The sequence below is a fragment of the Rhodococcus sp. A14 genome (assembly GCF_011603105.1).
GTDB classification, from domain to species: domain Bacteria; phylum Actinomycetota; class Actinomycetes; order Mycobacteriales; family Mycobacteriaceae; genus Rhodococcus_F; species Rhodococcus_F opacus.
Genome location: NZ_JAAOQS010000177.1, coordinates 1 through 11,292 on the forward strand (window position 1 = coordinate 1; position 11,292 = coordinate 11,292).

Consider the following 11,292-nt stretch of genomic DNA (forward strand, 5'->3'; position numbering starts at 1 on the left):
ACACCAGGGTGGGCAGGGACGAAGCTGCCTCAACAGGGCGTTGGCGGCGTAGCCGCAAGTCCGCTGGATCGGTGGGCGTGTCGAAGGGAAGAGGTGATCGACACTGATGTCCGTCGCTGGTACTGATGGTTTCTGGTGCAGTGTCGCTGCCGATTTCTGGTTGAGGAGGCGCAGTGTCCAATAGTGGTGTGCCGTTGTTGATGGTGGATCGGTCCGAGGCCCTCGATCGCGATGATGCGTTCGCGGTGACCGAGCTCGCCGACGGTTCAGGTTGGAAGCTGGAGGTGCACATCGCCGGGGTCGCGGACGTCGTGGCCCTAGGTTCCGACGCCGATGCGACGGCATTCCTGCGCCGTGAATCGAAGTATCTGTCCCGTCGGACGGTGCCGATGCTTGGCCGCGACACCGAGCAGGCGGCAACATTGACCGAGACAGCGGAGAGGTCCACGCTGCGGGTATTAGCTGATCTGTCCGCGGACGGGGTGGTGTCCGGGGTGAGCGTCGATCGCGGGCGGGTGCCGGCCGGTAGGTGCGTCGCGGTCGATCATGCGCAGATCACCGAAATCTTCAGGTCGGTCGCTGACCCGCTACACGAGGGCGTGCGAGCCGCGAATGGCGCTGCGGAGGTGCTGCTCCAGGGACGTCGCAGGTCCGGTGTCTTCGCCCTCTACGATCTCGCGCGCGGCTGGGGCTCCACTGAGGAAGGGGGGATCGCGCCGATCCCCCTGGACGTGCGCACGGTGGGATATGTCATCGTGCAGGAGTTGATGATCGCAGCCAACGAGGCGATCGCCATGTGGTGTGTGCAGGAGGATCTTCCTGTACTGTTCCGCAATCACCGCAGTGCGGTGACCGCGGGCAGCACCGAGGACCTCGCGGCGGAGGTTGCGGTGGCGATGACCGATCCAGTGCTGTTCGAGAAGCTGCGTTCGCGTCTGCAGTCGTCGTATCGTGCTGCCACCTACGCCCCGACGGTGCACGGCCATCACGGGCTCCGGTTGGCGGCGTATACGCACGCGACGTCGCCGCTGCGCAGGGTGTCGGACCTGATCACTCAGCGGGTGATCTTCGCCCACCTCGACTCCGCGCCTGCCCCGTACACGACAGAGCAACTCGGCAACCTCGCCGCCGATATCAACCGGCGTATCGCCGCGGACCGGGAGGAGAAGGCAGCGCACTTCAAGGCACGCGATCGAAAGGTGACCGCGCAGGTCGTTGCCGCCGGAGAACTCGAGGGTCTCGACTCGAAGCGGTGGGCGAAGGTGCTCGCGGCCGCAACAGCACGTGACCCGATCGGTGACGTGGTCAGCGAGCTGCGCCGCCGCGTGCAGACTGACGACGTGACGGTGACCATGATCGTGACGTTGCTCGAAGCCGGGGAGAATTGGGCGCCGATCCGACGCGAGGTCTTCGACTGGGCATCGCGGGCGCATCCGGAGTTCGGGCCGAGTGTGGTGTCGATGTGGCTGCAGGCGCATCCCGACCTGCATCGGCCCGAGATCGACGGCGATCACCGCGGACCCTCGCACACGCCGGTGTTCGCGGCCCGGTTCCGGGTGGGTCAGGTCTGTGGGCCGTGGGCCACCGCGGGCAGTAAGAAGCGCGCCGAGCAGGACGCAGCGTGGGGCCTGACGAAGGCCGTCGCGGCAGGGGAGAGCCATCCGGAGGTCGGCTCTCCGCTGCGTGACGATCCGCAGCCCGTTTCCCCGAGCGCCACCCACGCAGGGGTACGGGTGAGGTCGGCGTCAGCGTGCTGCGGACCCATGGATTCGGATTCGGGCCAGGCATCGAGACGGCGGGAGCGAGCGCAGAAGAACCCGATCGCCTGGGTGATCAGCCATGCCGAACACCATGGCCATCCCTCCCCGCAGTGGGCCGTGAGAATGGAGGGTGCCGCCCACGCGCCGGTGTTCACGTGCGAAGTCCGCTACCTGGATCACACAGCAACCGGCAGTGGGACAACTAAGAACCTCGCTAGAACCGCCGCGGCAGCGGACCTTGTCGATTCGCTTCTCGACGAGACGTCTCCAGCTCGATCGCACCGGTAAACCGAAGCTCACTCACCCGGTCAGTGTCCGTGTCGATAAAGACGTTATGGGCGCCGCCGTGGCCACGGCGGCGCCGGCTAGCTCTTGGTGGCCTCGGCGGCGAGCGGCCCTCCGGCCAGCGAAAGGGGAGCGCTGGTCGTAGGGCCTGGCTGCCACCGGGGCCGTCGAGCCCGCTGTGCAGCGTAGGTCGGGAGTACCCGCGGAACATCGAATTACTCCGCGCTTCGTCCCGGGAGAAATCGACCGTAATGCGGGCCGTGGGGGCCCGTATGCCAGCTCGCCACGTGCGCGGCCGGCGCACTTGTGAACCCACATGGCCTGGGCGCCGATCGGCCCGTGGTTGTGAGTTCGTCTGGTGGGCGCGGACGGGTCATGCTTATGCTCCGAGGGGCAGCCGAAGAAAGGTGCAGTCCATGAGTGACGAGAGCGAGAAGAAGTCGGCGTCACCGGATGCGTTGGAGGTGGGCACCCGGGTGCTGGTGCGTAGGCCGTCTGAGGCAGTGACAGGCGTGATCGTCGAGGACTACGCCGAACTGACCGACACCGCTGGACGCGGCCACGATTGGGCACCTGTCCATAGGTGGGCGGTCGCCCTTGACGACGGGCGTCTGGTCTTCGCCGACACCGAGGACCTCACGGTCGATCTAGGCGCTGGGGACTCCGGATAGAGGGGCAGCACCGCAGCACCACTGACGGGTTGGCCGGGAACGTTCGCACCGGTGAGTCGGCGTTGTTTCCCCAAGATCATCCACAGCGGCGGGGCCTCGTTCCGACGCCTTCGCTTGCCCTCCTAGCTACCCTGAGATGTGCCGGCACCGGCCCGGCCGTGACCCGAGAAAGTTTCGTTGCTCGACTGATTTTTCCGGCTTCTCCGCTATGGCTCATATTGTCGCAGTGGATAGTTCACGACGACAAGAATGTGGACAGTTGTCGAGGAGTCGGGGCGTGCGGAGCGAAGCCCGATGGGAAGGAGTGTGACACGAGGCATTCGAGGACGCAGCGATGGTATCCCGACCGATCCCGGCTGCTAGTCCAACCTCGTCACCGCTGGCGAGGCAGAGATCGAATGAGGCACCGAGCAGTACCCGGTGACAGTTGATGTGGTGTCGAATCCGAGCCCTGACCCCGAAATCCGAGCCCTGTCCCCGAACAGCTGCAACCGGGCGTCGCTACGTCCATGCTCGGGTCAGCGAGCCGATGAACACGACGTCGACCGGGAGCCCGCGCCGTGCCAGCCGTACGCCTCGTAGCGGGCGGCGGACCGAGGTCAGCAGGGACGGTAGCCCCGCTCGGTGCGCTAGTGGCACGGTCCCGCGAGAATGTCGCTTATGTTGTGGTCCAACGCCATACGACTGCCGGTCGGCCGGTGGCCTGCACGCGGACACGCTCGTCGGTGCGTTCGAGTCCAGGTATCGCCTTGAGGGTGCGATTGAGATTGCCTTGATCGGGGCGGCTGCCGGTGAGGGCAGTGGTGACCGTGACTGCGTGGGTGGCGGGAAATTCTGCGCCGAGGAGGGCCCGGGTGAATGTTGCGTCCCGCCAGAGGAGGCTGGTGGCGAGGATGCGGCGTCCGGCCGCGACGATGCGGTCGTGGTCGAAGGCAAGGGTGCCGTGTTCGTCGAAGCCACGCCACTGCGTCGCGGCGGCAGGGTCCGTGGTGATGTTGTCCGCGGTGATGACGGCCCACATGGCGATGGACAGGGTCGGCCCTCGCGGGTCGCGACTGGGTTCGTCGAACACCTCGAGTTGTCCCACGGCCAGGATCGCGTCGTCCGGGATACCGAGCTTAGTGGTGACGGCGCGGCGGGCGGCCATTTCGAGGCGTTCACCGGCGCCGAGAAGGACACCGGGCAGGGCCGTCTGCCCGGTGTACGGCTCCCAGCGGCGGGGCGCGACGCCGTAGCGCAGCGAGCCTGGCTCCGGATTGCCGAACCGGAGAGCGACCACGTCGACGGAGACCGATGACTGTTCCATACGGTGATCATGCGACAGCAGGCTCTCGGACGCGACGAGCGGCCCGACTGGGACCGTCGGAGGTGAGCACCACCGGTGCGCCGACCAGCGATCCGAGGTGCGCCGCGACGTCTGCCGGATGCGTCGGCAACTCGACTGTGCCGGGCGTGAGGGCGGACAGGACGTCGGTGAGGTGTTGTTGATGCGTGAGGTCCTTCCACGGCCCGAGCGGCAGCAGGTCGCCGACGCCGGGGTACCGGCGTGCGCTACGGAGGGCGATCCCGGCCGCTGCGGCACGGGTCACCGCGTCGAGGTGGGTGACGGCGAGACTGTCCACACCGCCGCATACGGTTGCGGCGTACCGCATCAGTACCTCGTCGAGGTCCCCGATCCGGAAGGTGCCCTGGTAGCTGCCGGTGTCGTTGTGCAGTTCGGGAAGGACCGCACCGAGTGTCGGGTTCTCGGTGGGCATCGGGCCTGCACCGTGCCGGGTGGTGTAGGTGCGGGTGACGCCGAGCACGTGGCTGTCGCGGCCGTGCTCGGCGGAGAGTGCGCGCGCGTTGCTCGGTTCCACGGTGGACCAGGTGGTGTGTGGGTGGAACCCGCGCCACTCGTCGAGTAACACTCCTTGTGCGCCCTCGTAAACCAGGCGCCCTCCGTCCGCGAGGGCGGCGAGATCACCGTCGTCGGTGATCCGGACCGCGGCCACGAATTCGGAGTACATGATGACCATGTCGTCGAGGTCGGGCCACCGGTGCACGCTGGGGGAGACCAGGTGACGGTAGTGGTCGGCCATCGCGGCGAGTTTGGCGCGCAGCACCGCTGGGCGGTGGCAGTCCCCGACGGTGGGTGCCTCCGGGTGGTCGAGGGCGTAGGCGGAGGTCTCGCCGATACCTTTGCCGCAGGAGCCGTGCCTGCCGTCGCCGCGGGCGTACTCGCGGGCGCGGTTGGCGGCGACGTGGATCGGGGTGGTCAGTAGCGCGTGGGCGTCGATGTGCAGTAACTGGAGCGGATTCGGTACACCCAGCGCGGCCAGGGCGCGGGCCTCGGCGGCGAGGGCGATCGGTTCGACGAGGACATGCTTCGACAGCACCGTGGGAACGCCGGAGAAGGTCCCGGACCCGAACTGGGAAAAGGTGTGTTGGCGACCGTCGACGACGACGTTGTGCGCGGCCTGTGCGCCGCCGTTGAACCGGACGACTGCTGCGACGTCGAGGCCGGCGTCCGGTGCGCAGAGCCAGTCGACGGTGGCGCCCTTGCCGGCGTCGCCGAAGCCCAGGTCGACGACGATGATGTCGTGGTCACCGAACACCGTGGTCATGGGATCTCCTGTCGTAGAAGGGGGACGTCGGGAGGCGGGGCTCGCACCCGAAGCGGGATCGAATGCCCCGCCTCCCGAACGGGTGTCAGGTGAAGGACACGTCGTCGCTGCCGGACGGATCGATCGGCAGTGGACTCACCGCGACGGGGGCCCGCGCCGCACTGAGGACGGCGAGCGCGTGACCGACGGTGTCCGCTTCGGCGGCGGATCCGACGTCACGCAGGTCCGCCAGACCCTCACCGAGGTCGATGCGGTCCTCGCCCATGCCGACCGTCAGAGCGATCAGCTCGCACACCGCGCCCGGGTCGTCCAGCTTGAGGAACCGTTCCCCGAAAAGATACTGCCAGTGCTCCGCGATCTCGGGATCGTGGTAGTACGCAGACTGATTCGGCAGTACGAAGTAGACGTTCCACCGCCGTTCGAGTTCCCGGTACACCGACTCGACGGTGACATCGCGGTCGAGGTCGTCGCCGATCACCGCGCGCACGTGCCGGGCAGACAGTCGGGCCTTGTTCAGTTCGTCGCCGATGATGAACAGGTACCCCTTGTGGCCGCGTTTGTCCCACGCGTCGGTGGCGGTGTGCCGCGCCATGAAATATGCGGCCAGCTCGTAGCTTTCGGACTTCTGTCCGCCGCCGTTGCCTTCGAGGAAGATGGTGCGGAGTTGCTCGTCCATGGCGTTTCCGGACTCGAATTGACCGACCTGCAGGGGCACTCGGTCGGAGTCGGCGTCCCCGATGCCGCCGAACAGGATCTGCGGGTCGTCGGCATACCCCTTGCGCTGCAGCAGGCCGTGCAGTTTGCCGAGCTTGTCCTGCATGATCCGCGGTACCGCGCCCATCGAACCGGTGACGTCGAAGAGCACGGCGATCGGTAGCGACTCGGGGTGCCCGGCCGAATCCCGGCATTCCCGCACGGTCACACCCAGCGGGTCCAGGGTCGGATCGGCCTTCCACTGGTCTCTCGGTCGTGCGTACAGGGCGCTGGTGTAGCCGAAGTCGTCGACGCCGCGGGCGGCGCGGAACGTCTTGGCCGCGGTGTAGGTGTCGTCATCCCATTTGCCGTATCCCATGGTGGATCACTGTCCTTTCGTGGTGGGCATGGTGAACGGGCGGAAGCGTCGCCGCCCGTAGAGCGTGTCGAGCAGGTCGTCGAACTCGTCGAGCAGATCGACGGCGTCAGGTCGCAGACCAGGTTGTGGTTGCATGCAGCCGCATGCGAACGCGCGCAGGCGGTCCGGGGCCGTGTCGGCGAGCATGGTCAGCATCAACCGATGGGCCATGAACACATCCCAGGCCGGGGTTGCGGGGGAGTCGGTGGAACTTTCCGGTGGATAGTGCACCTGCAGAGAGGGGATCGTCGCCAGCGGAACCGTGCCTGGGCGGGTGGCGAACGACCACCCGGCTAGTACCACTCCATGCCGCTCAGGGTGAATGAGGACGTTGTCCGCGGTCACCGCGGTGTGCACCCACCCGGCGCGATGCGCTGCTGCAAGGGCCCGCAGCAGACGCCGGTGCATCCACACCCAATCCCGCGGATCGAGCCCGTCCGGGTACGCAGCCCGGACGTCGGCGAGTGTGACGAATCCGGTGGTTAGCGAGTCCAGCACGTTAACCTGCCGCCGGGCGCCGGTCACAGGTTCGGCGTGGGTGAGGTGGTCGATCAGCTGCGGGAAGTACGCGCGCAGCCAATCATTCCCGCCCTCGGCGGACGCCGCGATCTCAGTGAGCGCCGCCCGTTCCGCATCGATCAGAGCGTTCGAGGAGACATTGCGGGGAACCTTCACCACCACGCCCGCGCCGCCGCTGTCGGTGGCACGGTGCAGGTCGGCGATCGAACCGCGAGAATGCCGAGTCCCGAGTCGGTAGGAGCCGCGACTGCCGTCCAACACGATCGCTGTGGCCGAATTCGTGCCGGACACAGCAGCTTGCCAGCGGCGGTACAGGTCGGATGCGTGGGTGAATGCCGCTGCGGCGCGGGCTGCGTACGCGGGATCAACCCGATCCGGGTGAATCAGAATCGACAGGCGGCGGAACTGCCGACGGGCAGCGCGCTGAGCCGCCGGGTCGTGGGTGATTGGGCCGAATAGGTCGCTCGGCACGATTGCCGCGCCGACGACGTCGAGTGCCTTCATCATCGCTTCCATAGTTTTAGTCTAATCGACTAAAACATGGGATTGCAATCCCCACTAGGAATCAGCAAAAGGCAATGCCGATCGGCGCCACCCATGTCGGCGGAAACCACGAGGACGTCGCCGCGATCCCCGCCCACTCCTGGAGTCAGTCCCGGTTGGCGGGAACGACCGGTCACGTGCGCCAGCGACACCATCAGTCCGCCACCACACGTCATTGGAAGTGGATCGACGACCGGTCGTAGGTCGATGCGAATACGGTGCGCAGTCTTCGCGACTACATCGAAGATGGCAGGATCAGGTCATCGAGATCGGAACCTCGATGTGAGGGTCCGGATCGAGATTTAGGGAGTATCGGCATGGCGCAGGGCATTGTGAAGTGGTTCAACGGTGAGAAGGGCTTCGGTTTCATCGCACCCGACGACGGAACTCCGGACGTTTTCGTGCATTACTCGGAAATCTCGGGCAGCGGTTTCAAGTCGCTCGATGAGAACCAGCGTGTGGAGTTCGAGGTCGGCCAGGGGCAGAAGGGCCCGCAGGCCACGAACGTGCGCTCTGTCTGACCAGTGCCACGTGGGGACCGCATCCGTGGGTGCGGTCCCCCTTTAATATCGCCTCATACCGCCGGATCGGTCCCCGCGCGGGTAGAGCCTCAACAACGGGGATCCGCGACCCCGGCGCCCACAGTCCGTACTGACGAGATCATGACCACCGAGAATGAACCGGCGGGCGGGGCACTGCCCTATTCAGCTCTTATCGACGTGGCAGAAGTATCGATGGCTCAACTCTCCACCGATGTCCGTCGCCCCTGGTGATCCTGACCCATACCGTCAGTGTGCCCACGCAGGGGCTCCGGCATCGGTCAGTGGATTGGTTGCGGCTCGGCCCGCGATGCTACGTATGTGAGGACGTCGTCAAGGATTCCGAGAGCCTGTTTGGCTTCCTCGATCGTGACGGTCATCGGTGGTGTCACGCGGAGGACGTTGCCGGACAATCCGCGCTTGCCGATGAGCAGCCCCCGTTTGCGGCATTGCGTGAGAATAGTGTTCGTTGCGGCGACTGCGGGTTTCTCTGTTCCGTTCTCGACGAGTTCGACTCCAAGCATGAGTCCGGCGCCTCTCACGTCTCCTGTCAGTGGGTGGCGGGTTGCCAGTTCCTGCAGCCCGGTTGACTGTAGGCGGCCGACGTCGGCAGCATTGGCTTGCAGGTCGTGAGACTCGATGAAGTCAAGTACGGAGTTTCCGGCTGCCATCGCGATCGTGTTGCCGCCAGCGGTCGAGATCGAGTTCGCGGTGAGGCAGTTCATCGGTTCGTTTTCGGCAACGACACCGCCGATGCTGATTCCGTTCGCGAGCCCCTTGGCGAAGGTGATCGCTTGGGGGCGAACTCCGAAGTGTTCGATTCAGAAGTAGGAGCGTCCGGTTCGGCCCAGCCGGATTGGACCTCGTCGGAGACGAAGGGGATGTCGTAGGCGTCGTGAACCTCTTTCATCGCGAGGAAACCCGTCGGGTGGGGTCGCGAATCCGCTCGCGCCTTGGATGGGTTCGGCGAGATAGCGGTCACCGAGTGGCCTCACCGGCGGCAGCCCTAGATCCACGTTTCGGTCGGTGGGGGCGGCGAACCGGGCGTGGCCGACGGCCACAGGCATTCGATGCTGATGTGATGTGTGGTGAATGCGGTCGGCCGGATGTGGTGTCGGTACGTCATGGCGGTGGAGTCAGCATGTGTGCGCTAGAACAACGCCGCCGAATCGATGAATAGGGTCGCGATGACTTATCGACAGGGCTGTTCAGAATGGGTTTGATTCTCACGGGAGTCCACGAAGAAGATCGGGCGGTTACTCGATTGACAAATCGCTCCCCGGAAGGATGAGGATGGTCGGCATTGCTCTGAGACCTGGCATGCGCGTCGAATGACAGGTGTTAGAGCAGGGGTTTCTCGCAGACGGCCCCGCGATCCCGCCTCGTCCCTCAGCCTCCCACTCCATCCACTCGGCCGTGGGGCTCAAAGAGTAACTGCGCTCTCTCCTACCGGTCATCAGTGAGCAGCGTTGTACGCATCCGCGATCTCGGTGGGAATGCGCCCGCGCACTCCGATGTCATAGCCCTGCTCCCGAGCCCATTCCCGCACCGCTCCCACGTGCTCGCGGTCCCGGCGCACAGGCCTCCGATTGACCTCATCACCCGTCGTGAGTGTGCCCGCGGATCGATTCTTGCGGCCACCCACCTTCGTGGCGTGATCGATGTAGTGATCGAGTTTCTTGTGGAACTCTTTTGCATTCTTCGCCGACAAGTCGATCTGGTAGTCGATTCCATTCACTGAGAAGGCGATAGTTTCGCCTTTTCCCTCTGCAATGGGAGTACCGTCGATATCGTCGACGTGTTCGACAACTATTTGGCGCGCCATTCCAACACTCCTCTGTCCCTTTTACGCACCAACTCTACGTCCAATCGGTGATGCGTGCTCAGCTGAAATGCTTCACTCCACGGCATGTGTCGAAAATGGCAAATCGGACGAAATTCTTGGCTGAAAGGCTCGTCCACCATGCGGGCCAACTCTCGAATCTGCGGCAGGGGTTGGACGTAGTCGGGAGCCAAGAGGAGCGATCCTCGCTGCCACAGGTCCGCCGTGGTTAGCGATGTGGGTCCCCAAGCGGTGACTCGCATTCGATCGTTTCCGCCCTGCCACGCCCCCGGAATGTCACGGGCGCGCGGCGAGACGAAGAAGCCCACGGCGACGGTGGTGGACTGGGACACCTCAGTGACGGCTTTCGCGGATCCGACCTGTGGCAGGCCGATGTTTCGGGACGGGTGGCGCGGGCACGCCGGGAGTATGACGACCGAACACGGAAACACGCACCACTCCGAATCCGGGTCGGAGGGGGACTGTCCGCTTCCGTCGCTGAGGTCCGGTGGCCTTCTAGACGATATGGAGTGACGCACGACTTGTCGTGAGCTCGCTCCCGTTGCGGCGGGACGTCCCCTCGGTCCGATGAAAGGGTGCGCCCGGCGCGGGGGACGATTTCAACGTCGTTCATGCTCGCTGCGCTGCGCGTGCTCCACGTTGACATCGCCGGCCTGCGCCGGACGGGTCAGCAGTAACCGAGGGACGCCCCCCGAAAGGGGCCGGTAGAGCGCTCTTGCGGGCCGAGGCCTCACGCACAAGATTCGTGGGTTACCGAGCAGACGAACCTGCCTGCCCGGCCTATCCGACAATTGTGGGAGGCCCCGGTGTTTACCGAGCGTACGAGCATTGGACTGGACGTGCACGCACGTTCGGTCGCGGCAGCGGCCATCGACAGTCTCACCGGTGAGGTGGTCCAGGGACGGTTGACCCCTGTGCTGGCCGGCCCCACGACGTCGATTTCGATGGAGGACCTGTCGAACGTGTGTCGGTTCCCGTCGACCGGGTTCTCCGGCCGGTCACCCTCCGTCGTGGTCCGGCTGCGTCGGTGTACGTCGCGGTTCCCGTTGTCTTCCGCCGGACCTGTTTGCGGGCTCGCTGGAATTGCCGCCCCAGATTGTGCGAGCGGCCTTTCGGGGTGGTTCCGACTAGCGGGTGCATCGTCGAGTTCGTGCCCGTGTTCTGGCGGTATCGGGTCGATCCCGTCGTACCGGGTGTGTTTGTCTTGGGGGCAGGTCGGGGTTGTCGGCGAATTCGGCTGTGGTGTTGGTGTGGTCGAAAGGCGAAGTTCGGGCCGACGCCGACGTACGCGCGATCGACCAGGTCGAGGGTGTGTCCGATCAGGGGAGCGAGACCGATGGTTTCACGTTGGGTATCGGCGCGTGGGTTGCCGGGTGTGTGGGAGCTGGCGGTCGGAATGCCCGTTGGTATTGGGG

At 65.5% G+C, this 11,292-nt stretch carries 10 protein-coding genes and 1 pseudogene; 5 read left to right on the top strand and 6 right to left on the bottom strand.

What is annotated here, in order from left to right; all coding sequences use genetic code 11:
* Positions 1-200 precede the first annotated feature (200 nt).
* On the top strand, positions 201-2,048 hold the full coding sequence (locus G9373_RS43300; protein ID WP_172653159.1) for an RNB domain-containing ribonuclease: 1,848 nt from the start codon (positions 201-203) through the stop codon (positions 2,046-2,048).
* Between the two features lie 413 nt (positions 2,049-2,461).
* Entirely contained in the window at positions 2,462-2,716 is a 255-nt protein-coding gene (locus tag G9373_RS43305) for a hypothetical protein (protein WP_133987664.1), read from the top strand.
* Between the two features lie 658 nt (positions 2,717-3,374).
* On the opposite strand, the gene G9373_RS43310 is transcribed toward G9373_RS43305, so the two are convergent.
* The 4 genes from G9373_RS43310 to G9373_RS43325 all read right to left on the bottom strand — a co-directional run bounded on the left by G9373_RS43310 (position 3,375) and on the right by G9373_RS43325 (position 7,459).
* Positions 3,375-4,022, bottom strand: coding sequence for an NUDIX hydrolase (locus tag G9373_RS43310; RefSeq protein WP_167120992.1), 648 nt, complete (start codon positions 4,020-4,022; stop codon positions 3,375-3,377).
* Between the two features lie 7 nt (positions 4,023-4,029).
* Positions 4,030-5,322 (bottom strand): adenylosuccinate synthetase, encoded by a 1,293-nt coding sequence (locus G9373_RS43315; RefSeq protein ID WP_167120994.1) that lies wholly within the window; start codon positions 5,320-5,322, stop codon positions 4,030-4,032.
* An 85-nt stretch (positions 5,323-5,407) separates the two neighbouring features.
* The gene (locus tag G9373_RS43320) at positions 5,408-6,394 is read right to left on the bottom strand and encodes a hypothetical protein (RefSeq protein WP_167120996.1); all 987 of its coding nucleotides are present in this window, start codon (positions 6,392-6,394) and stop codon (positions 5,408-5,410) included.
* Between the two features lie 6 nt (positions 6,395-6,400).
* Positions 6,401-7,459, bottom strand: a complete 1,059-nt coding sequence (locus G9373_RS43325) for a hypothetical protein (RefSeq protein WP_167121000.1) — start codon at positions 7,457-7,459, stop codon at positions 6,401-6,403.
* A 71-nt stretch (positions 7,460-7,530) separates the two neighbouring features.
* Here G9373_RS43325 and G9373_RS43330 point away from each other — a divergent pair, with 71 nt between their 5' ends.
* Entirely contained in the window at positions 7,531-7,698 is a 168-nt protein-coding gene (locus G9373_RS43330) for a hypothetical protein (protein WP_167120998.1), read from the top strand.
* A gap of 114 nt (positions 7,699-7,812) precedes the next feature.
* The gene (locus tag G9373_RS43335) at positions 7,813-8,016 is read left to right on the top strand and encodes a cold-shock protein (RefSeq protein ID WP_005242781.1); all 204 of its coding nucleotides are present in this window, start codon (positions 7,813-7,815) and stop codon (positions 8,014-8,016) included.
* Positions 8,017-8,315: 299 nt separating this feature from the next.
* Here G9373_RS43335 and G9373_RS43340 read toward each other — a convergent pair whose 3' ends face one another.
* Together G9373_RS43340 and G9373_RS43345 are read right to left on the bottom strand one after the other, a co-directional pair.
* A complete protein-coding gene (locus G9373_RS43340; protein WP_257226626.1) occupies positions 8,316-8,855 on the bottom strand; it encodes an aminotransferase class III-fold pyridoxal phosphate-dependent enzyme in 540 nt (179 codons plus the stop codon).
* Positions 8,856-9,490: 635 nt separating this feature from the next.
* Positions 9,491-9,859: an Lsr2 family protein gene (locus G9373_RS43345; protein ID WP_037206231.1), complete on the bottom strand. Its 369-nt coding sequence runs from the start codon at positions 9,857-9,859 to the stop codon at positions 9,491-9,493.
* An 824-nt stretch (positions 9,860-10,683) separates the two neighbouring features.
* Between G9373_RS43345 and G9373_RS47355 the strand changes: the two are divergent.
* Positions 10,684-10,791, top strand: a pseudogene (locus G9373_RS47355) (IS110 family transposase); the annotation flags it as partial.
* Positions 10,792-11,292 lie beyond the last annotated feature (501 nt).